General features: G+C 70.8%; 18 protein-coding genes. 11 read left to right on the top strand and 7 right to left on the bottom strand.

Annotated features, from left to right (window positions below; genetic code table 11):
* Window positions 1–79: 79 nt before the first annotated feature.
* Complete coding sequence (locus ACZ3HQ_RS22480; RefSeq protein WP_467513416.1) at window positions 80–1,276, top strand: glycoside hydrolase family 64 protein; 1,197 nt, start codon at window positions 80–82, stop codon at window positions 1,274–1,276.
* A gap of 64 nt (window positions 1,277–1,340) precedes the next feature.
* Here the strand turns inward: ACZ3HQ_RS22480 and ACZ3HQ_RS22475 are convergent, their stop codons facing one another.
* Window positions 1,341–3,758, bottom strand: a complete 2,418-nt coding sequence (locus ACZ3HQ_RS22475) for a M4 family metallopeptidase (protein ID WP_467513414.1) — start codon at window positions 3,756–3,758, stop codon at window positions 1,341–1,343.
* Between the two features lie 350 nt (window positions 3,759–4,108).
* Here ACZ3HQ_RS22475 and ACZ3HQ_RS22470 point away from each other — a divergent pair, with 350 nt between their 5' ends.
* From ACZ3HQ_RS22470 to ACZ3HQ_RS22460, 3 genes are all read left to right on the top strand, one after another.
* Window positions 4,109–4,522 (top strand): (R)-mandelonitrile lyase, encoded by a 414-nt coding sequence (locus ACZ3HQ_RS22470; RefSeq protein WP_467513413.1) that lies wholly within the window; start codon window positions 4,109–4,111, stop codon window positions 4,520–4,522.
* An 88-nt stretch (window positions 4,523–4,610) separates the two neighbouring features.
* The gene (locus ACZ3HQ_RS22465) at window positions 4,611–5,972 is read left to right on the top strand and encodes a sensor histidine kinase (protein WP_467513412.1); all 1,362 of its coding nucleotides are present in this window, start codon (window positions 4,611–4,613) and stop codon (window positions 5,970–5,972) included.
* Window positions 5,969–6,634 carry a response regulator gene (locus tag ACZ3HQ_RS22460; RefSeq protein ID WP_467513410.1) on the top strand — a complete coding sequence of 222 codons (666 nt, stop codon included), beginning with the start codon at window positions 5,969–5,971 and terminating at the stop codon, window positions 6,632–6,634. Before ACZ3HQ_RS22465 ends, ACZ3HQ_RS22460 begins: the two co-directional genes overlap by 4 nt.
* Window positions 6,635–6,644: 10 nt before the next feature.
* Here the strand turns inward: ACZ3HQ_RS22460 and ACZ3HQ_RS22455 are convergent, their stop codons facing one another.
* From ACZ3HQ_RS22455 to ACZ3HQ_RS22445, 3 genes are all read right to left on the bottom strand, one after another.
* Complete coding sequence (locus ACZ3HQ_RS22455; RefSeq protein ID WP_467513409.1) at window positions 6,645–7,619, bottom strand: TauD/TfdA dioxygenase family protein; 975 nt, start codon at window positions 7,617–7,619, stop codon at window positions 6,645–6,647.
* 105 nt (window positions 7,620–7,724) lie between these two features.
* Window positions 7,725–8,186 carry a peroxiredoxin gene (locus tag ACZ3HQ_RS22450; protein ID WP_467513408.1) on the bottom strand — a complete coding sequence of 154 codons (462 nt, stop codon included), beginning with the start codon at window positions 8,184–8,186 and terminating at the stop codon, window positions 7,725–7,727.
* Complete coding sequence (locus ACZ3HQ_RS22445; protein ID WP_467513407.1) at window positions 8,183–8,557, bottom strand: DoxX family protein; 375 nt, start codon at window positions 8,555–8,557, stop codon at window positions 8,183–8,185. Before ACZ3HQ_RS22445 ends, ACZ3HQ_RS22450 begins: the two co-directional genes overlap by 4 nt.
* Before the next feature lie 191 nt (window positions 8,558–8,748).
* Here ACZ3HQ_RS22445 and ACZ3HQ_RS22440 point away from each other — a divergent pair, with 191 nt between their 5' ends.
* Both ACZ3HQ_RS22440 and ACZ3HQ_RS22435 read left to right on the top strand, forming a co-directional pair.
* The gene (locus ACZ3HQ_RS22440; RefSeq protein ID WP_467513558.1) at window positions 8,749–9,699 is read left to right on the top strand and encodes an ATP-dependent DNA ligase; all 951 of its coding nucleotides are present in this window, start codon (window positions 8,749–8,751) and stop codon (window positions 9,697–9,699) included.
* A gap of 109 nt (window positions 9,700–9,808) precedes the next feature.
* Window positions 9,809–10,585 (top strand): NPP1 family protein, encoded by a 777-nt coding sequence (locus tag ACZ3HQ_RS22435; RefSeq protein ID WP_467513405.1) that lies wholly within the window; start codon window positions 9,809–9,811, stop codon window positions 10,583–10,585.
* 25 nt (window positions 10,586–10,610) lie between these two features.
* Here ACZ3HQ_RS22435 and ACZ3HQ_RS22430 read toward each other — a convergent pair whose 3' ends face one another.
* Window positions 10,611–11,135: a hypothetical protein gene (locus tag ACZ3HQ_RS22430; RefSeq protein WP_467513403.1), complete on the bottom strand. Its 525-nt coding sequence runs from the start codon at window positions 11,133–11,135 to the stop codon at window positions 10,611–10,613.
* Window positions 11,136–11,492: 357 nt separating this feature from the next.
* Here ACZ3HQ_RS22430 and ACZ3HQ_RS22425 point away from each other — a divergent pair, with 357 nt between their 5' ends.
* Both ACZ3HQ_RS22425 and ACZ3HQ_RS22420 read left to right on the top strand, forming a co-directional pair.
* On the top strand, window positions 11,493–12,284 hold the full coding sequence (locus ACZ3HQ_RS22425; protein WP_467513401.1) for an RNA polymerase sigma factor SigF: 792 nt from the start codon (window positions 11,493–11,495) through the stop codon (window positions 12,282–12,284).
* A 211-nt stretch (window positions 12,285–12,495) separates the two neighbouring features.
* Window positions 12,496–13,308: a VOC family protein gene (locus ACZ3HQ_RS22420; protein WP_467513399.1), complete on the top strand. Its 813-nt coding sequence runs from the start codon at window positions 12,496–12,498 to the stop codon at window positions 13,306–13,308.
* Window positions 13,309–13,366: 58 nt separating this feature from the next.
* Here ACZ3HQ_RS22420 and glgX read toward each other — a convergent pair whose 3' ends face one another.
* Window positions 13,367–15,481 carry a glycogen debranching protein GlgX gene (gene glgX / locus ACZ3HQ_RS22415; protein ID WP_467513398.1) on the bottom strand — a complete coding sequence of 705 codons (2,115 nt, stop codon included), beginning with the start codon at window positions 15,479–15,481 and terminating at the stop codon, window positions 13,367–13,369.
* A gap of 23 nt (window positions 15,482–15,504) precedes the next feature.
* Entirely contained in the window at window positions 15,505–16,011 is a 507-nt protein-coding gene (locus tag ACZ3HQ_RS22410) for a pep a2 (protein ID WP_467513396.1), read from the bottom strand.
* A 302-nt stretch (window positions 16,012–16,313) separates the two neighbouring features.
* Between ACZ3HQ_RS22410 and ACZ3HQ_RS22405 the strand changes: the two genes are divergently transcribed.
* From ACZ3HQ_RS22405 to treS, 3 genes are all read left to right on the top strand, one after another.
* Window positions 16,314–16,613: a DUF5133 domain-containing protein gene (locus tag ACZ3HQ_RS22405; protein ID WP_031183318.1), complete on the top strand. Its 300-nt coding sequence runs from the start codon at window positions 16,314–16,316 to the stop codon at window positions 16,611–16,613.
* 112 nt (window positions 16,614–16,725) lie between these two features.
* On the top strand, window positions 16,726–18,717 hold the full coding sequence (locus tag ACZ3HQ_RS22400) for an alpha-1,4-glucan--maltose-1-phosphate maltosyltransferase (RefSeq protein WP_467513394.1): 1,992 nt from the start codon (window positions 16,726–16,728) through the stop codon (window positions 18,715–18,717).
* On the top strand, window positions 18,714–20,432 hold the full coding sequence (gene treS / locus ACZ3HQ_RS22395; protein WP_467513393.1) for a maltose alpha-D-glucosyltransferase: 1,719 nt from the start codon (window positions 18,714–18,716) through the stop codon (window positions 20,430–20,432). The genes ACZ3HQ_RS22400 and treS overlap by 4 nt, the downstream gene beginning before the upstream one ends.
* Window position 20,433: the final 1 nt, after the last annotated feature.

Genomic DNA, 20,433 nt, shown 5'->3' with positions numbered 1-20,433 from the left:
ACAAGCACTCTGAGAGCGCTCTCAAAAAGGTACGGACCAGTACCCGTGCCGCCCCGAACCCCCACACGGAGGTGGAGAGTTGACTCGAAGAATCGCTCGTTCCGCGCTGTCGGCCACGGCGACGGCGGCCCTGGTCGGCTCGGTGCTGACGTTCGGCGCCGCCGGCCAGGCCAGTGCCGCGGTGCCAGACACGATCCCGCTCCAGATCACCAACAACTCGGGCCGCTCCGAGCCGGTGTACATCTACGACCTCGGCACCCAGTTGTCCTCCGGACGGCAGGGCTGGGCCGACGCCGGCGGCACCTTCCACGCCTGGCCGGCGGGCGGCAACCCGCCGACCCCGGCACCGGACGCGGCCATCGCCGGGCCCGGTCCGGGTCAGTCCACCACCATCCGGATACCGAAGTTCTCCGGCCGCATCTACTTCTCCTACGGCCGCAAGCTGGACTTCCGCCTCACCACCGGCGGCCTGGTGCAGCCGGCCGTGCAGAACCCCTCGGACCCGAACCGGGACATCCTGTTCAGCTGGTCCGAGTACACGCTGAACGACGCCGGGCTCTGGCTCAACAGCACCCAGGTCGACATGTTCTCGGCGCCCTACGCGGTCGGCGTGAAGCGCGGCAACGGCCAGGTCGCCACCACCGGCCACCTCAAGCCGGGCGGCTACTCGGCCGTCATCAACTCGCTGCGAAGCAAGTCGGGTTGGTCGGGCCTGGTGCAGACCCGCTCGGACGGCACCGTGCTGCGCGCCCTCTCCCCGCTGTACGGCGTGGAGACCGGGGCGCTGCCCGCGAACGTGATGGACGACTACGTCAACCGGGTCTGGTCCAAGTACTCCTCGCAGACCCTGACCGTGACACCGTTCACCGACCAGCCGAACACCAAGTACTTCGGCCGGGTCTCGGGCAACGTCATGAACTTCACCAACTCCTCGGGCGCGGTGGTCACCAGCTTCCAGAAGCCGGACGCCGCCAGCATCTTCGGCTGCCACAAGCTGCTGGACGCGCCCAACGACCAGGTGCGCGGTCCCATCTCCCGTACCCTGTGCGCCGGTTACAACCGCTCCACGCTGCTGAGCAACCCCAACCAGCCGGACAGCTCGAACGCCGGCTTCTACCAGGACGGGGTCACCAACCAGTACGCGAAGGCCATCCACGCGCAGATGGCCGACGGCAAGGCGTACGCCTTCGCCTTCGACGACGTCGGCAACCACGAGTCGCTCGTCAACGACGGCAACCCGCAGCAGGCGTACCTCACGCTGGACCCGTTGAACTGACGGGAACACGAAGGGTCCCGCACACCGGGGTGTGCGGGACCCTTGTCGTGCGGGGAGGTGCCGATCAGCCGGTCGTCAGGGCGGTGTCGTCGATGACGAAGCTGGTCTGGAGCGAGGAGTCCTCGACCCCGGTGAACTTCAGGCTGACCGTCGAGCCCGCCAGCGAGGACAGGTCGATGGTCTTCTGGACGTACCCCGTGGCCTTGTTGAGGTTGGAGTAGGTCGCCAGGGTGGTCGAACCGGCGGTGAGCGTCAGCTTGTCGTACTGGGTGCTGGTGGTGGTCTCCGCCGAGTCCACGTGCAGGTAGAAGGTGAGGGTCGCCTTGCAGCCCGCGGGGATCGCGACCGACTGGGCCAGGGTGTCGGTGTGCGTGGAGCCGTAGCCGTCCAGCCATGCCTTGTACGAGCCGCCGTGGCTGGCCTGGCCGCTGTCGGTGGTGATGACGCCGCTGCTCGCGGTCCAGCCGGTGTTGCCGGACTCGAAGCCGGGGTTGGCCAGCAACTGGGTCGCCGAGCAGCCGCCGCCGGTGGCGCTGACCGTCCAGGTGAAGGCGGCCGTGCCGGTCTTGCCCGTGGAGTCGGTGACAGTGACCGTGGTGCTGGAGGTGCCCGCGCCGGTCGGCGTGCCGGAGATCAGGCCGGTGGAGGCGTTGATCGACAGCCCGGCCGGGAGCCCGGTGGCGCTGTAGCTCAGCGCGCCGCTGTTGGTGCTGCTGGCCTGGATCTGGAGGCTGACCGCCTTGCCCACGGTGGCGTTCTGGTTGCCGGGGTTGGTGACGGTGACCCCGCTGGCCGGCGGGTTGATGTGGCTGCCGACGTTGATCCCGGCGAAGGCGTTGCCGACGGCCGCGTACTCGGCGGAGTTGGCGCCGTAGAGCGCGGTGGCCGCGTTCAGGCTGGCGGTGCGGGCGGCCGCGTAGTTGGTGCTGGACGTCATGTACGTCGTCAGCGCCTTGTACCAGATCTGGAGGGCCTTGTCCCGGCCGATGCCGGTGACCGCGACGCCGTCCGAGGTCGGGCTGTTGTAGGTGACGCCGTTGATGACCTTGGTGCCGCTGCCCTCGGAGAGCAGGTAGAACATGTGGTTCGCCGGGCCCGAGGAGTAGTGCACGTCCAGCCCGCCGAGGCTGGAGGACCAACTGTCCTTGGACGCGCCGTCCTTGCTGGGCTTGTCCATGTAGCGCAGCGGGGTGCCGTCGCCGTTGATGTCGATCTTCTCGCCGATGAGGTAGTCACCGGGGTCGGCGGCGTTGTTGGCGTAGAACTCCACACCGGTGCCGAAGATGTCGGAGGTCGCCTCGTTCAACCCCCCGGACTCCCCGGTGTAGTTGAGACCGGCGGTGTTGGAGGTGACGCCGTGGCTCATCTCGTGGCCGGCGACGTCCAGCGAGGTCAGCGGGTCGTTGTTGCCCGTGCCGTCGCCGTAGGTCATGCAGAAGCAGGAGTCGTCCCAGAACGCGTTCACGTACGCGTTGCCGTAGTGCGTGCGGGAGTAGGCGCCGACGCCGTCGTTCTTGATGCCGCTGCGGCCGAAGGTGTTCTTGTAGAAGTCCCAGGTCGTCTGGGCGCCGTAGGCGGCGTCCGCGCCGGCCGTGGCGGCGTTGGATGTGGTGCCGTTGCCCCAGGTGTCGTTGGTCTGGGAGAACAGCGTGCCGGTGCCGGAGGTGCCGTGGTTCAGGTTGTACGTCTTGTGGCCGCCGCGCGTGCTGTCGGTGAGGGTGTAGTTGGACCCCGACTGCGCGGTGGTCAGCGTGACCTGGCCGCTGTACTGGGTGTTGCCGATGCCGGTCTGTATCGCCTGGAAGCGGTACAGCTCCTTGCCGGTGCCGGCGTCCGTGATGACATGCAGCTTGCTCGGCGTGCCGTCGTCCTGGAAGCCGCCGATCACGGACTCCCAGGCGAGGGTCGGGGTGCCGGAGCCGGCCCAGATCACCTTGCGCGCGCTGTCGGCGGCGGGCTTCTCCGCCTTCAGGGCCTTGGCGGTCTTCAGCGCCGCGGACTGGGCGGCGGACCTGGTGACGGCCGGGGTGGTGGAGGCGACCTTGATGACCCGCTTGGTGTTGAAGGTGGTGCTCACCGTGCCCTTGGCCACGGAGGCGGGCGGGGTGTGCACCACGAGGTCGCCGCCGAGGACCGGCAGGCCCGCGTAGGTGCGCTCGTAACGGGTGTGCAGGGTCCCGTCGTTGTCCTTGACGACGTCCCGGACGACCAGCTTCTCCTTGGCGCCGAGGCCGAGGGAGCGGGCGGTGTCGTCGGTGCCCTGCTCGGCGGTCCTGACCAGCGCCGCGTGCTGGGCGGGGCTGAGCCTGGCCTCCAGGGCGCCGGTGCGCGGCGAGGTGTGGGGGGCGGCGGGCCGGGCGGCCGCCGGGGTCGCCTGGACGGCCACGGCGAGGAGCGCCGCCGTGGACAGCAGGGCGGCTCCGACCGTGGCTCCCTTGCGGGAGACCGTGCCGGAAAGGGGTCTGTGGGGAAGGCGTCTCACTCGTACTCCTCCAGTGAAGGAAGTGGGGAGGATGCGCGTACGGGGCGAGAATGGCACCTTGACTAGGTCATGTCACCAAGCACCGGGGCAAGCGAGGGTTTTCCCTAGGAGGGCGCCGGGCTTCCGGCGATTCGATTCGACCTCAAACCTCGGTACGTAAAACCTTTCTGATAGCCGGACAAAGAAATGGCCATGGCTGTCCGCATTCCGGAGCGCCGGATCTTGGCAACCCGTTCGGCCGCCGGAGTCCCGCACCGGGCGCCGGTCCGTGTGACCCTCGGAACTGGACGCCCTCCGGGCGCCGGGCGCCGCGGGCGTCCGCGGAACCGCACCTTCCGGAGTGAATGACCATGGAGTTCACGCAGCCCGTCCCCACCGCCAAGGGTCCGTCCAAGTGGTTCACCGGGGACGTGTGGTTCGACGTGATCTGCGCGGGCGAGGAGCCCTCCCGTATGCGGGCCAACCTCGTGCGGTTCGCGCCCGGTGCCCGTACCCACTGGCACTCGCACGTCCTGGGCCAGACCCTGCACGTCGTCTCCGGCACCGCCCTGGTCGGCACCCGCGACGGCGTGGTCCTCGCGGCCCGGCCGGGCGAGACCGTCACCTGCCCGCCGGGCGAGGAGCACTGGCACGGCGCCGCGCCGGACACCTTCATGGAGCATCTCGCCCTGTGGGAGGGCGCCGGGAACGGCACCCTGGAGACGGATTGGCGCGAGGCCGTCACCGAGGAGCAGTACGGCCGTCCGCGCAGCTCCAACGACTGAACACCGCGCCTCCTCCCTGAGACGGACCCCCGAGAACCCGCCTGTGAGGGGACGACCGCACCCCCGCCCTCCGCCTAACGTCTCTTCCGTGACCGAGACGACGCACACCGAGCCGATACCGCCGGGCCGGGCCGCGCGGCAGCGCAGCCCCGAGTTCCGGTTCGCCGCGGACGCCCTGCGCGGGCTGCGGCAGGACCTGTTCCACGACGCCTTCGCCTACCGCCCGCTGCCGCCCACCGAACCCGGCGGCCGCTTCACCCGGAGCGGCTCCGAGCGCATGCGCGAGTACGGGGCCCGGGCACCGCACGCGGCGGTCGTCGTCCTCGCCGGAATGGCGGCGTTCCTCGCGCTGGCGAGCACGGACGGCGCCGGTCCGGCCTCCCTGCTGTGCGCGTTGCTGGCCGGGGCTCCGGTCCTGCTGACGCTGGTGCGTCCGGCGGGGGCGTTCTGGGTCTCCCTGGCCGCGAACACGGTCGCCCTCGTCCTGTCCGCCGGCTCCTCCGGCGAGTCCCCGTTCCCGCCGGGCGGCTTCGTCGGGCACCTCGCCGTGCTGACGGTCGTCGCGTTGCGCACCCGCCCCCGCACGGCCGCCTGGATGTGGCTGCTGACGGCGGCCTACGGGGTCCTCGCCGACGGCCTGTTCGGCCCGAGCTACTTCGGCTACGGGTCCGACCTGGGGCCGCTGCTGTTCTTCGCCGGCGTCCTCCTGCTGGCCGTCTCGGTGCGGCAGATCCTCAGGCAGGCCCGGCGCGAGGTGAGCGTCCACCAGACGGTCACCGAGCACGAGCGTTCGCGGCGCACCCTGCTGGAGGAGCGCACCACCATCGCCCGTGAACTGCACGACGTGGTCGCCCACCACATGTCGGTGGTCGCCATCCAGGCGGAGGCCGCGCCGTACCGGGTCCAGAACCCGCCGCCCGAGCTGGAGAAGGCGTTCGCCACCATCCGGGAGAACGCGGTGGCCGCCCTGACCGAGCTGCGCCGGGTCCTGGGCGTGGTCCGCGCCCAGGACTACGAGGCCCCGGACGCCCCGCAGCCCACCCTCGCCGACCTGGACGCCCTGCTCGCCAATGTGCGGGACGCCGGGCTCGACGTGACCCGGACGGTGACGGGCGCGGTGCGTGAACTCCCGCCGGGTGTGGAGCTGTCGGCGTACCGGATCGTGCAGGAGGCCCTGAGTAACACCCTGCGGCACGCGCCGGGCGCGGACGCGGGGGTGGAGATCGCGTACGTGCTCGGCGGTCTGGGCCTGCGTGTGGTCAACGGGGCACCGCCCGCGCCGAGTCTCATCAAGCCCTCCCCCGGCGCCGGGCACGGCATCACGGGCATGCGGGAGCGGGTCTCCATGCTGAACGGCGAGATGACGGCGGGCTCGACGGCCGAGGGCGGCTACGAGGTGGCCGTGTTCCTGCCGGTCCCGGCGGCCGCCCCGAGCGAGGGTGACGCATGACGATCCGTGTGGTGATCGCCGACGACCAGATGATGGTCCGCGAGGGCTTCTCCGTCCTGCTGAACGCGATGCCGGACATCGAGGTCGTCGGCGAGGCGGTCAACGGCCGGGAAGCGGTCGCGCGGGTGCGTGAACTCGCCCCGGACGTCGTGCTGATGGACATCCGCATGCCGGAGATGAACGGCATCGAGGCGACGCGGGAGATCATCGCGGCGGACGCGGCGGCGAAGGTGCTGGTGCTCACCACCTTCGACCTGGACGAGTACGTGTACCAGGCACTGCGGGCCGGGGCCTCCGGCTTCCTCCTCAAGGACGCCTCGGCGCGCCGACTGGCGGACGGAGTGAGGGTGGTGGCCTCCGGGGAGGCCCTGCTCGCGCCCACCGTCACCAAGCGGCTCATCCACGAGTTCTCCCGGCTCTCCGAGGCCCCCCGCCCGATGCCGGCGGCCCACGCGGCCTACGGCGAGCTGACCGAGCGGGAGACGGAGGTGCTGGTGCTGATCGCGCAGGGCCTGTCGAACTCCGAGATCGCCGGGCGGCTGGTGGTGGCGGACTCCACCATCAAGACCCATGTGAGCCGCATCCTGGTCAAGCTGGGCCTGAGGGACCGCACCCAGGCGGCGGTGTTCGCCTACGAGGCGCGGCTGGTCACACCGGGGTGAGCCGGCGGGGCTACCAGCGCCCTGGTTCCGTGCCCACCAGCGGCTTGGAGGCGATGCCGTCCACGCCCACGGGCACGTCGCCCTGGAGCATCACCCGGTGCATGATCCGGGGGTGGCCGACGTGGGCGGTGTCGCCCGGGGCGAGGTGGACGGTGGCCCGGTTGTCCCAGAGAGCCACACTGCCGGGCTCCCACCGGAAGCGGACGGTGTACTCCGGGCGCACCACCTGCTCCAGCAGCATCTCCAGCAGAGCGGCGCTCTCCGGGCGGGAGACCCCGGAGATCTGCTCCAGGTAGTACCCGTTGACGAACAGCACCCGCTCCCCCGTCTCCGGGTGCACCCGCACGAGGGGGTGCTCGGAGGCGACCTGGTGGTCCAGCAGGTGCCGCACATACGCGTCGTCGCCGGGCCGGGGCTGGTAGCCGACCCCGAGCCGGTGCTCGGCCCGGAGCCCGTCCACGAAGGCGCGCACCGGCGCGGAGAGCCCGGCGTAGGCGGCGGCCAGATTGGCCCAGGTGGTGTCGCCGCCGTACGGGGGTACGGTCTCGGCGCGCAGGACGGTCGCGGCCGGCGGGTCGATCCGGGCGCCGTGGTCGCAGTGCCAGCCCCGCAGCAGGGAGTGCCGGCGCCTGCGCAGCCACTCGTCGTGCTCCATGCCGAACCGGCCGCCCAGTTCCAGCCGGTCGGCGGTGGTCTCCACCTCGGGGAACCCCTCGGGCGAGGCACTCCCCCGCTTGCGCAGCACCACGGGCTCGCCGAAGCGGCGGGCGAAGGCGACGTGCCCGGCGTGGTCGAGCCGCTGGTCCCGGAAGAACACCACCTTCCAGCGCAGCATCGTCTCCCTGATCAACGCCACAACGGAATCGTCGAGCGGTGCGGCGAGATCGACGCCGGTGATCTCGGCGCCGATGTGCCCGGCGACCGGTTTCACGACCACGCCCGCGACGTGCTCGGGCCGGTCCGCCGAGGTGCTGTCCGTGTTCATGTCCGCGCTCCCGAAGGTCGTCGTACGGGCCTCACCGTGATCGTGTCAGCCGTCGGCGCCCCTGGCGAGCGCCGACGGCTGACATCTGCCCTGCAAAAGCAGGGCTCAGCCCTTCGCCGCCCGCAGCGCGGCGAGCGCCCGGTCGGCGTGGGCGTTCATGCGCAGTTCGCTCCTGACGATCTCCAGGATCGTGCGGTCCCGCCCGATGACGAAGGTGACCCGCTTGGTGGGCGCGAGCGTAAAACCCCGCTTGACACCGAAGCGTTCACGGATCGTGCCGTCGGTGTCGGAGAGCAGGGGCATGCCGAGGGTGTGGCGCCCGGCGAACTCCTGCTGCTTCTCGACGGTGTCGCCGCTGATGCCCACGGGACGGGCCCCGGCGGCCGCGAACTCGGCCGCCAGGTCGCGGAAGTGGCACGCCTCGGCGGTGCAGCCGGGGGTGAGGGCGGCCGGGTAGAAGAACAGCACCACGGGGCCGTCGGCCAGCAGTTCCGTCAGCCGCCGTCCGGTGCCGGTCTCGTCCGGCAGCTCGAAGTCCTCGACGGTGTCACCGACTTGGAGGCTCATGACTGTCCCTTCGCGTTGCGGGCGACGCCACGGGCCCACAGCACCAGCGGCACCTGGAGGGGCAGCCGGGCGAGGGAGGCGGCGCGCTGGGGGGCCGGACGGTGCCGCCAGTCGACCGCCATCTTCACATTGGCGGGGAAGACCCCGACGAAGAAGGCGGCGGCTGCCTTCGCGGCCGGCGCGCGGGTGGCGGGCACGGCGACCCCGGCGGCGAGGGCGAGTTCCGCGACCCCGCTGGCGTAGGTCCAGGTGCGCGGGGAGCCGGGCAGGCCACGGGGGACGAGTGCGTCGAACATCTTGGGCGTGGCGAAGTGGGCGATCCCGGCCGAGGCCAGCAGACCGGCGAGCAGCAGGGGCGAGCGTGGGGGCACGATGTCTCCTTCGGTGGCCTGCCGCCGGATATTACTTGACGGTAGGGCCTGGTCGGCGGCTCGGGTGCGGGCGCGATGACGGCGCGCCCTTCAGCCGTCCGGGCGAACCGGTGGCGCGGGGTGCGTGGGGGCGTCCGGCGCGGTCGACATGTTCTGCCGTGACCGTCGCCCCGCTGCCGTTCGTCCGCCCCATGCTCGCCACCCCCGGTACCCTGCCGCCGGCCGCCCAGGACGCGCGCTGGGCGTACGAGACCAAGCAGGACGGGCAGCGGGTGATGGTGTACCTGCCCGGTGACGGCACCCTGCTGCTGCGCGCCCGCTCGGGGGAGGACATCACCGCCGCCTATCCCGAACTCGCGCCGCTGGCCGGTGCGTTGGGCGACACGCCCGCGATCCTGGACGGCGAGGTGCTGGCGCTGGACGCGGAGGGGCGGGCCGACTTCCAGGCGCTGCAGAACCGGATGGGCCTCGCGCACACCCCGGCCCTGGCGGCCCACCGGGCGGCGCGGGCGCCGGTCCACCTGGTGCTGTTCGACGTGCCGTACCTCGCCGGGCCGCGGACGGCGACCCCGTACGCGCGGCGGCGCGAACTGCTCGCGGGCCTCGGCCTGGACGGTCCGCGCTGGTCGGTGCCGGGCGCGGTGGTGGGGCACGGTGCAGAGGCGCTGCGGATGACGCGGGAGCACGGCCTGGAGGGGGTGGTGTGCAAGCGGCTGGACTCGGTGTACGAGCCGGGCATCCGCTCCCGGAACTGGATCAAGATCCGGAACACCCGGAGCGTGGACGTGATCGTCGGCGGCTGGCTGCCCGGCAAGGGCCGCCTCTCCGGACTGCCCGGCGCGGTGCTGGTCGGCCAGCGTGCAGGAGGACGGCTGGTGTACGCGGGCCGGGTGGGCACGGGCTGGAGCGAGGGTGAGCGCACCGAGCTGGCGGCGCTGCTGGCGGCCTCGGCGAGCGAGCGGTGCCCCTTCGATCCCGTGCCCCGGATTCCGGGGGCGCACTGGGTGCTGCCCCGGCTGGTCGGCGAGGTCGGCTTCAGCACCCGGACTCGGGCGGGACTGCTGCGCCAGCCGAGCTGGCTGCGGCTGCGCCCCGATCTGACGCCCGAGGAGTCGGCGGCGGACCTTCCCGACGAGCTGTGAGCCCTCGGCTGACAGGATTTCACCTGTGGGACAGGCGGGACGGCTTCACAGCGGACCCTTCGGCCGGGATGCTGAACTGCCTTGTCCCCCAACGCAGTTGGAGATTGAAGTGGGTTCGTCCACGTCCCGCCGCCGGCGCGGCAGATGGCTCGCCACGCTCACCGGTGCCGCCACCCTCGTGCTCGCCTTCCCGGCCGCGGCCTTCGCCGCTCCCCCGCTCGCCCTCCCGGTCAACGCCACGGCCGAGGAGCTGAAGTACCAGCCCGCGTTCGACTACGACACCGACGGCTGCTACTCGACGCCCGCCATCGGTCCCGACGGCACGATCAACCCCGGCCTGAACCCGACCGGCGCGCTCAACGGCAACTGCCGGGACGCCTCGGACCTGGACAACACCAACGGCTACTCGCGCGCCAAGTGCAACAACGGCTGGTGCGGCTATCTCTACGGCCTGTACTTCGAGAAGGACCAGGCCCTGCCCGGCACCAGCATCGGCGGCCACCGCAACGACTGGGAGCACGTGGTGGTGTGGGTGCAGGACGGGCAGACGCGGTACGTGTCGACGTCCAACCACGGCTCCTTCACCGTGCACCCGGTCTCCGAGGTCCGCTTCGAGGGCACGCACGCCAAGGTCGTCTACCACAAGGACGGCATCGGCACGCACTGCTTCCGGCTGGCCACCACGGGCGACGAGCCGCCGGAGAACCACAAGCACACCTGGCAGTACCCGGCGCTGGTCGGCTGGGACGGCTACCCGCCCGGTCTGCGCGACAAGCTGAGCGGATATGACTTCGGCAGCGCCAACTTCGGCCTGAAGGACGCGAGTTTCGCCTCGCACCTGGCGTCGGCGAAGCCGGCCGGCATCTCCTTCGACCCGAACGCCTGACCCCCTGGGACCGGCCCGGCGCCCGTCAGGCGGTGCCGGGTTCGGTCCGCTCCTCCAGGTACGCGGTGAGCTGGTGCGCCAGGCTGTCCGGCCCGCAGGCCGCGGCGGTGGCCACCTGGGCCGTCTCGGTGAGGCCGATGCCGCCGGCCCACAGCCTGCGGTCGGTCCACTCGTCGTCCACCCGCAGATGGACCTGGACGTCGACGTGGGTGAGCGCGTCCTCGGCGGCGGCCGCGTGGACCACGGCGGTGGCCCGGCGCAGCGGGTACACGTCGAAGCCCTCGATGAACTGCGAGTTGCGCCAGTCGATGAAGGCGCCCTCGCCGTCCGCGCCGACGCGGACGTCGATCTGGCCGTCCTCGAGCTGGACGCTGCACGGGCGGATGCCCCGGTTCTCGATCGTCACCCGGACGCTGAAGTACGTCAGCCCGGCCGCGGCGTCGTCACGCCCCCGGGGCGGTTCGGCCGTCTCCAGACGGTGGACGCGGACCCGCAGACCGGCGTGCTCGCCATACTCCTGCCAGTCACCGACCACGTTCGGCTCGTACACAGTGCCCCTCTCGACCATCCGCGAGCTGCTGTCTATCCGTGTGCTCAGCACACTGTCAAATGAGCGGAATGCCACATGGCCAGGCGGTTCGCCCGCTTCGCTCGGCGATCAAGCCGTGCCCAGGAGAAACCGTCCGGGCGGGTGCGCGGCCACCGCTCGCGCGCGTGCCGCACATCACTCCGGGCGACCGCCTCTCACGGCCCGCGTCCATGGAGCCACCCACTCCAAAACCGGGTCAAGACCGACACGGGTTTCGTCCCTTATTGGCATGTTTGTTTGTTTTTGCCGCACACTGGGGAAGAGGGACTGCAGTGCCGAATGTGCCTGTCGTCCCAGCCCGCGAGAGAAGTGCACGCGATGTCTGTAACTGGCAGCACGAAAACCCACCCTCACGACGACGCCCCTGACACGGCCCACGCCTTCGAGTGCCTTGCCGGGCTGCCCGAGGGTCCCGAGCGCGCGGCGCTGCGGGACGAGCTGGTGCGGCTGTGGCTGCCCATGGCCGAGCGGATCGCCGTCCGCTTCCGGGGCCGCGGCGAATCCCTGGAGGACCTGTACCAGGTGGCCGCCCTGGGCCTGGTGAAGGCCGTGGACCATTACGACCCCGAGCGCGGCCGGGCCTTCGAGGCGTACGCGGTGCCGACGATCACCGGCGAGATCAAGCGCCACTTCCGGGACCACATGTGGACCCTGCACGTGCCGCGCCGGGTGCAGGACCTGCGCAACCGGGTCCGCAGCGCCGGCAAGGAACTGGCGCAGACCATTCCGGGCCGACCGCCCACCGTGGCGGAGCTGGCGGCGCACACCCGGCTCAGTGAGGACGAGGTGCGCACCGGCATGGAGGCGCTGGAGTGCTTCTCCGCGCTGTCCCTGGACGCCGACGTGGCCGGCACGGACGGGTACGCGCTCGGTGACTCCCTGGGCGAGCCGGACCCCGGCTTCGACCTGGTGGTGGACCGGGCGGCCGTGAAGCCCTGCCTCGCGGCCCTGCCCGAGCGCGAGCGCACCATCCTCTACCTGCGGTTCTTCCGCGGTATGACGCAGAGCGGAATAGCCGAGCAGCTCGGCATATCGCAGATGCACGTCTCCCGGCTGCTGAGCGGCTGCTTCGACCGGCTGCGCGAGGAACTGCTCACCGAGGCCAACTGAGCCGGCTCCCTCACCCCGCCCCGCCGAACCTTCACTCTTTCGGGCGAGAGCCGCCCGTCTTCGTGACGACCCGGACGCGCTGCGTGGCCGGGGGATGTCACCGCACATCAGGGCCTTCCTGCGGGGTAGTCGGGAGGCAGCCGACCCCCTTCCGGCCGGACACTGGTCGAGACCGGTGGCCGCCGGGCCCCGAGAGCAGGACGCGACCGTCATGAATCACCACACATCCGTCAGCGGTGGCTTGCGGAAGAAGAAGGACACCGTCTCGACGAACTCCGTCGTCGGCGCTCCCTGCTGGGTGAGCCTGACCAGCCGCGACCTCGACGCCACCGAGGAGTTCTACAGTGCCGTGCTGGGCTGGCGCTGGCGCGACGCCCGCCTCGGCGACCACTTCCGGATCGCACTGGCGGACGGCGTGCCGATCGCCGGGATCGCCGCGGTCGCCGGGATGTGGCAGACGGCGGTGGCCTGGACGCCGTACTTCGCCGTGCCCGACGCAGACGTGGCGGTGGCGCGGGTCCGGGAGCGGGGCGGCACGGCGGCGGTGGGTCCGCTGTCCTTCCCGCCCGGCCGGGGCGCGCTGCTCGCCGACCGGGACGGGGCGACCTTCGGCGTCTGGCAGGGCGAGCTGTTCTCCGACTGGGAGTCCTGGCGCCGCTCCGCCCCCGCCTTCATCCGCCTGCACACCCGCAACGCCTTCGACTCGGCGATCTTCTACGGCGAGGTGCTGGACTGGGCCACCGGGAAGCCGGGCTGCTGCGAGGTCGAGTACGAGGGCGGCGAGGTGGTGCTGCGCAGCCAGGGGACCGTGGTGGCGCGGATCGACTCCGGCGCGGTGGAGGCCGCCCCGGACCCCTCGGTGCGGCCGCACTGGCAGATCCATTTCTCGGTCCAGGACGTGGCGCGCTGCGCCCGCAGCGCCGAGAAGCACGGCGGCAGCGTGCTGAGCGAGAGCGAGCGGGAGGCGGTCCTGCGGGACCAGGACGGCGCCCAGTTCACGGTGACCGCGCGCGACCCGCGCTGACGGACGGCGAAGGGGGCGCCCACCGGATTGTGGTGGGCGCCCCCTTCGTCGTCCCCGCTCAGCCGTCGCGGGACGGCCGGGACAGCAGGACCAGGCTCCGCGACTCGACCCGCAGCCGGGTGCCCGCCTTGCGCTCGCGCTCGTCGGGCACGCCCTCGGGGTCGGCGGTGTCGATCAGGGTGGTCCAGCGCTCGCCGTAGGACGCGGCGGGCAGCCGGAAGTCGACCGGCTCCCAGAAGCCGTTCAGGAGCAGCAGGAAGGAGTCGTCGACGACCCGGCCGCCGTAGGCGTCCCGCTCGGCGATGGCGTCGCCGTTGAGGAAGACGCCCACCGAGTGCGCGTCGCCGCGCCGCCAGTCCTGGTCGGTCATCTCGCGCGCGTCGGGCCGCAGCCAGATCAGGTCGGGCAGCGGCCGCTTGCGCTCGGCCGTGCTCTCGCCCCGGAAGAACCGGCGCCGGCGCAGCACGGGGTGCTCGGCGCGCAGGCCGATCAGGCGCCGGGTGAAGTCCACGAGGGCGCGCTGCTCGTCGGTGAGGTCCCAGTCGATCCAGGAGACCTCGTTGTCCTGGCAGTAGGCGTTGTTGTTGCCGCCCTGGGTGCGGCCGAGCTCGTCACCGTGACCGAGCATCGGGATGCCCTGGCTGAGCAGCAGGGTGGCCAGCAGGTTGCGCTGCTGGCGGGCCCGCAGTTCGAGCACGGCCGGGTCGTCGGTGTCGCCCTCCACGCCGCAGTTCCAGGACCGGTTGTCGCTCTCGCCGTCCCGGTTGCCCTCGCCGTTGGCCTCGTTGTGCTTGTCGTTGTACGACACGAGGTCGCGCAGGGTGAAGCCGTCGTGCGCGGTGACGAAGTTGACGCTGGCCCGGGGCCGGCGCCGGCTGGCCTGGTAGAGGTCGGAGGAGCCGGTGAGCCGCGAGGCGAACTCGCCCAGCGAGCCGGGCTCGGCCCGCCAGAAGTCCCGTACGGCGTCCCGGTACTTGCCGTTCCACTCCGACCAGAGCTGGGGGAAGTTGCCGACCTGGTAGCCGCCCTCCCCCAGGTCCCAGGGCTCGGCGATGAGCTTGACCCGGCTGATCACCGGGTCCTGCTGGATGAGGTCGAAGAACGCCGAGAGCCGGTCCACCTCGTGGAACTGCCGGGCCAGGGTGGCCGCGAGGTCGAAGCGGAAGCCGTCGACGTGCATCTCGGTCACCCAGTACCGCAGCGAGTCCATGATGAGCTGGAGCACGTAGGGGTGCCGCATCAGCAGGCTGTTGCCGGTGCCGGTGGTGTCGTAGTAGTGCGCCCAGTCGCCGTCGACCAGGCGGTAGTACGAGGCGTTGTCGATGCCCCGGAAGGAGAGGGTGGGGCCCATCTCGTTGCCCTCGGCGGTGTGGTTGTAGACCACGTCGAGGATGACTTCGAGGCCGGCCGCGTGCATCGCCTTCACCATGGCCTTGAACTCGTTGACCTGCTGGCCGCGCGAGCCCAGGGCGGCGTAGGCGTTGTGCGGGGCGAAGAAGCCGATGGTGTTGTAGCCCCAGTAGTTGGACAGCCCCCGGTCCCGCAGCACACCGTCCTGCGCGAACTGGTGGACCGGCATCAGCTCGACCGCGGTCACACCGAGCGAGGTCAGATGCCCGGTGATCGCGGGGTGCGCCAGCCCGGCGTAGGTGCCGCGCAGCCGCTCCGGCACGTCCGGGTGGGTCCGGGTCAGACCGCGCACATGGGTCTCGTAGATGACGGACTCGGAGTACGGGTGCCCCGGTGGGCGGTCGTCGCCCCAGTCGAAGTAGGGGTCGGTGACGACGCCCAGCATCGAGTGCCCGGCACTGTCGGCGGGCGCCGGGCCGTGCGGGTCGCGCTCGTACAGCGAGGGGTCGTTGTCCATCTGGCCGTCAACGGCGCGGGCGTAGGGGTCCAGCAGCAGCTTGGCCGGGTTGCAGCGGTGCCCGAGGGAGGGCTGCCAGGGACCGTGCACCCGGTATCCGTAGCGCTGGCCGGGGCCGACCTCCGGCAGATACCCGTGCCAGACGAAGCCGTCTACCTCGTGGAGGGGTACGGGCGTCTCGGCGCCCTTGTCGTCGACGAGGACCAGCTCCACGCGTTCGGCGACCTCGCTGAACAGCGCGAAGTTGGTGCCCTGGCCGTCGTAGGAGGCGCCCAACGGATAGGGGTGCCCGCTCCACACGGGCACCCCCTTCCGGGACTTCCTGGCCGTCACCGGGCGCCCGCCAGCGCGTCGGCGGGCACTTCGGCGACCCCTGCGGGCGGCGGAGCGGCGCGGGGTACCCGCAGCATCCGCCTGATGTGCGGCGAGGGAGCGGTCGGGACCAGCGGGACCCGCTGGTCGGCACGGGCACGCTGCGAGAACCAGATGATCCTGGCCCCGGTCTCGGTGGCGCAGCAGCCCCACCCGTCGCTCATGGCGGCGATGTCCGCGAGGCAGGCGCGCAGCCCCTCGTCGGGGCCGAGGTCGCGGTCGCCGCCGCCGATGGCGGTGATGAGGTGCTGGCCGTTCCACCACATCTCGATGGAGGTGGTGGTGTCCGGGGCGTGCTGGTCGATGGCGCGCAGCAGAATCTCGGTGCCGCGGCGGACGGGGTCCACGAGATTGTCGAGGTCCCAGTGACTGAGGTGGGCGGCCAGGATGCGGCTGACCTGTCCCACCCGTTCCGGGCTGACTTCCACGTCGAGGTGGTAGTAGCGAGGCACTGCGGTCTCCATTGTCGCTTGCTCCTCACCGGCGAAGCTCCTGCTCCACGGCCGTCCGGCGGGATCACCGGACACTCAGCGTGAATGCCAGTCGCTTCTGAGTCACCACCCACACTGCGGCTGCTACGCCATTCGTGCAACACGAGCATCACGAACGGCGGGGTCGTTGAAGATCCAACAGGACGGAGTGTGTTTACACGTGCACCATGAGTGAAAGCCCTCGATCGCCGTAACGGTTCCGCGCCCTCCCGTGCTCGGACACCACCCGACCGTCGGGAACGCGACGTCGAGAGCCGTGGAAGGTGAAGGGGACCATGCTGCTACCCGCCAAGGCCGAAGTGGCCCGGCAGTTGCGGCGTTACCGGGCGTGGGAGCGCGTGATGCTCGCCTCGCCCCACGACCGCACGGTCCGGAGCACCTTCGAGGACTCGGGCTACACGTTGTGCGTGTTGATGGGAAAACGCTGCGCCAGGGAAGCGGCGGACGCCGCGGAGCGGTATCTGCGCTCCACCCCTCCCGGCCGGCTGAGCGAGCAGGACGGGCGGCCGCAGCCCGGCCGGACGGCGCGACGCGCGCAGTCACCGGAGCGGCGATCCACGGCGCCAAGCCCCTGACCTGGCACCGTAACTGGCGTTCCCCTACGGGACGGCACCTGCCGCCCCCGTATCCAGGACCGCGAAGCCGGGCCCCGTGTGCCCGGCTTCGCGCACGGCGGAGGTGAGATCCATGCGCAGGACCCCGGCCATCGGCCGCGTACCGGTACGTGATGTCCGGCCGGCCGTGGAGTGCGGCAGGCGCCCGGCGAAGGCGGTGGCCGGGGAGACGTTCCAGGTGACCGCGACCGTGTTCCGTGAGGGACATGACGCGGTGGGCGCCAATGTGGTCCTGCGCGGTCCCCAGGGCCGGCGCGGCCCGTGGACCCCGATGCGCGAGCTGTCCCCCGGCAGTGACGTGTGGGGCGCGTACATCACCCCGGACGCCACCGGCCGCTGGACCTACCGCGTGGAGGCGTGGTCCGATCCGATCGCCACCTGGCGGCACGCGGCCGGCATCAAGATCCCGGCCGGGATCGACACCGGCCTGGTGCTGGAGGAGGGCGCGGAACTCTACGAGCGCGCGGCCGCCGGAGCGCCCAGGGGCCCGGAGCGCGACCTCGTCCTGGCAGCCGCCCATGCCCTGGGCGACGACACCCTCTCGGTGAACCACCGTCTGAAGGACGCCCTGGGCCCGGAGGTGGAGGCGGTCCTCGCCCGGTACCCCCTGCGGGACCTGGTGACCGCCTCGGACCCGATGCCCCTGCTGGTGGAGCGCGAGCGCGCCCTGTACGGCTCCTGGTACGAGTTCTTCCCCCGTTCCGAAGGCACGGTGGACGAGCCCCACGGCACGTTCCGTACGGCGGAGCGGCGTCTGGAGGCCATCGCGGAGATGGGCTTCGACGTGGTGTACCTCCCGCCGATCCACCCGATCGGGACCACGCACCGCAAGGGCCGCAACAACACGCTCACCGCGACCCCGGACGATGTGGGTGTTCCGTGGGCGATCGGCTCCCCCGAGGGCGGTCACGACGCGATCCACCCGGACCTCGGCACGCTTGAGGACTTCGACCACTTCGTGGGCCGGGCGGGCGAGTTGGGCCTCGAAGTCGCCCTGGACTTCGCTCTCCAGTGCTCCCCCGACCACCCGTGGGTGGAGAAGCATCCCCAGTGGTTCCACCACCGCCCCGACGGCACGATCGCCTACGCCGAGAACCCGCCGAAGAAGTACCAGGACATCTATCCCATCGCCTTCGACGCCGACATGGACGGCCTGGTCACGGAAACCGTGCGGGTGCTGCGGCACTGGATGGACCACGGCGTCCGCATCTTCCGCGTCGACAACCCGCACACCAAGCCCGTGGTGTTCTGGGAGCGGGTCATCGGGGAGATCAACCGCGCCGACCCCGACGTGATCTTCCTGGCGGAGGCGTTCACGCGTCCGGCGATGATGCACACCCTCGCCCAGATCGGCTTCCAGCAGTCGTACACCTACTTCACCTGGCGCAACAGCAAGCAGGAACTCACGGAGTACCTCACCGAGCTGTCGGGCGAGGCGGCCGCCTACATGCGGCCCAACTTCTTCGCCAACACCCCCGACATCCTGCCCGGCTACCTTCAGCACGGCGGCCGTCCCGCCTTCGAGATCCGTGCCGTGCTCGCGGCGACGCTCTCCCCCACCTGGGGCATCTACAGCGGCTACGAGCTGTGCGAGAACCAGGCGCTCCGGCCGGGGAGCGAGGAGTACCTGAACTCCGAGAAGTACCAGCTCGAACGCCGGGACTGGGAGGCCGCCGCGCGTGAGGGACGGACCATCGCGCCCCTGATCACCCGCCTCAACGAGATCCGCCGCAGGCACCCCGCACTGCACCGGCTGCGCAATCTCAGCTTCCACCGGACCGACAACGACGCGGTGCTCGCCTTCAGCAAGCGCACCGGCGACGACACGGTCCTGGTGGTCGTCAGTCTCGACCCGCACCACACCCAGGAGGCCACGGTCTCGTTGGACCTGCCGCGACTCGGCCTGGACTGGAACGACGCCCTGTCCGTGCACGACGAACTGACGGGCGAGACCTACCACTGGGGCCGTGACAACTACGTCCGCCTCAGCCCCGGCCGCGCCCCCGCGCACGTCCTGCGTGCCGAGCCGGCGACGTCCCAGATCGGAGGGCCTTCAGCGTCATGACCGTGAACGAACCCGTGCCGGACACTTTCGAGGACACTCCGGCCAAGGACCGGGACCCCGAGTGGTTCAAACGTGCCGTCTTCTACGAGGTCCTGGTCCGCTCCTTCCACGACAGCGACGGCGACGGTGTCGGCGACCTGAAGGGGCTGACCGCCAAGCTCGACTATCTCCAGTGGCTCGGCGTGGACTGCCTGTGGCTCCCGCCGTTCTTCAAGTCCCCCTTGCGTGACGGCGGTTACGACGTCGCGGACTACACCTCCGTCCTGCCCGAGTTCGGTGACCTGGCCGACTTCGTGGAGTTCGTGGACGCGGCCCATCAGCGGGGCATGCGGGTCATCATCGACTTCGTCATGAACCACACCAGTGACCAGCACCCGTGGTTCCAGGAGTCCCGCGCCAACCCCGAGGGCCCCTACGGCGACTATTACATGTGGGCCGACGACGACAAGCAGTACCAGGACGCCCGGATCATCTTCGTCGACACCGAGGTCTCCAACTGGACCTTCGACCCGGTGCGCGGACAGTACTTCTTCCACCGCTTCTTCTCGCACCAGCCGGACCTCAACTACGAGAACCCTGCCGTGCAGGAGGAGATCCTGGCCGCCCTGCGGTTCTGGCTGGACCTCGGCATCGACGGCTTCCGGCTCGACGCGGTGCCGTATCTGTACGCGGCCGAGGGCACCAACTGCGAGAACCTGCCCGCCTCGCACGCCTTCCTCAAGCGCGTCCGGAGCGAGATCGACACCCAGTACCCGGACACCGTGCTGCTGGCGGAGGCCAATCAGTGGCCCGAGGACGTGGTCGACTACTTCGGCGACTACTCCACCGGCGGCGACGAATGCCACATGGCGTTCCACTTCCCCGTCATGCCCCGCATCTTCATGGCCGTCCGCCGTGAATCCCGCTACCCGGTCTCGGAAATCCTCGCCAAGACCCCCGCGATCCCCACCAATTGCCAGTGGGGCATCTTCCTGCGCAACCACGACGAGCTGACCCTCGAAATGGTCACCGACGAGGAACGCGACTACATGTGGGCCGAATACGCGAAAGACCCGCGTATGCGCGCCAACATCGGCATCCGCCGCCGCCTCGCCCCACTCCTCGACAACGACCGCAACCAGATCGAGCTCTTCACCGCCCTGCTGCTCTCCCTGCCGGGCTCGCCGATCCTGTACTACGGCGACGAGATCGGCATGGGCGACAACATCTGGCTCGGCGACCGCGACGCCGTCCGCACCCCCATGCAGTGGACCCCCGACCGCAACGCCGGCTTCTCCTCCTGCGACCCCGGCCGGCTCTTCCTGCCCACGATCATGGACCCGGTCCACGGCTACCAGGTCACCAACGTCGAAGCCTCCATGTCCTCCCCGTCCAGCCTCCTGCACTGGACCCGCCGCATGATCGAGATCCGGAAACAGAACCCCGCCTTCGGGCTCGGCTCCTACACCGAACTCCCCTCGTCCAACCCGGCGGTGCTGGCTTTCCTCCGCGAATACGGCGACGACCTGGTGCTGTGCGTGCACAATTTCTCCCGGTTCGCGCAGCCCACCGAACTCGACCTGCGGACCTTCGACGGGCGTCACCCGGTGGAGCTGATCGGCGGGGTGAAGTTCCCAGCCATCGGTGAACTGCCGTATCTGCTGACCCTCGCGGGCCACGGTTTCTACTGGTTCCGGCTCACCCGACCCGCATCCCGCATCGGCCGCCGCCGCTGAG

This window comes from Streptomyces sp. NPDC018263, from assembly GCF_055562575.1.
Note: the sequence above shows the minus strand (reverse complement) of the source record. Positions and strands in the feature narration are given on the sequence as shown.

Excerpts from the sequence above, each read along its gene's own strand:
- ACZ3HQ_RS22470 (WP_467513413.1), top strand. The coding sequence starts at position 4,109 with ATGGAGTTCACGCAGCCCGTCCCCACCGCCAAGGGTCCGTCCAAGTGG.
- ACZ3HQ_RS22460 (WP_467513410.1), top strand. The coding sequence starts at position 5,969 with ATGACGATCCGTGTGGTGATCGCCGACGACCAGATGATGGTCCGCGAG.
- ACZ3HQ_RS22455 (WP_467513409.1), bottom strand. The coding sequence starts at position 7,619 with ATGAACACGGACAGCACCTCGGCGGACCGGCCCGAGCACGTCGCGGGC.
- ACZ3HQ_RS22450 (WP_467513408.1), bottom strand. The coding sequence starts at position 8,186 with ATGAGCCTCCAAGTCGGTGACACCGTCGAGGACTTCGAGCTGCCGGAC.
- ACZ3HQ_RS22440 (WP_467513558.1), top strand. The coding sequence starts at position 8,749 with ATGCTCGCCACCCCCGGTACCCTGCCGCCGGCCGCCCAGGACGCGCGC.
- ACZ3HQ_RS22425 (WP_467513401.1), top strand. The coding sequence starts at position 11,493 with ATGTCTGTAACTGGCAGCACGAAAACCCACCCTCACGACGACGCCCCT.
- ACZ3HQ_RS22420 (WP_467513399.1), top strand. The coding sequence starts at position 12,496 with ATGAATCACCACACATCCGTCAGCGGTGGCTTGCGGAAGAAGAAGGAC.
- ACZ3HQ_RS22410 (WP_467513396.1), bottom strand. The coding sequence starts at position 16,011 with ATGGAGACCGCAGTGCCTCGCTACTACCACCTCGACGTGGAAGTCAGC.
- ACZ3HQ_RS22405 (WP_031183318.1), top strand. The coding sequence starts at position 16,314 with ATGCTGCTACCCGCCAAGGCCGAAGTGGCCCGGCAGTTGCGGCGTTAC.
- ACZ3HQ_RS22400 (WP_467513394.1), top strand. The coding sequence starts at position 16,726 with ATGCGCAGGACCCCGGCCATCGGCCGCGTACCGGTACGTGATGTCCGG.
- treS (WP_467513393.1), top strand. The coding sequence starts at position 18,714 with ATGACCGTGAACGAACCCGTGCCGGACACTTTCGAGGACACTCCGGCC.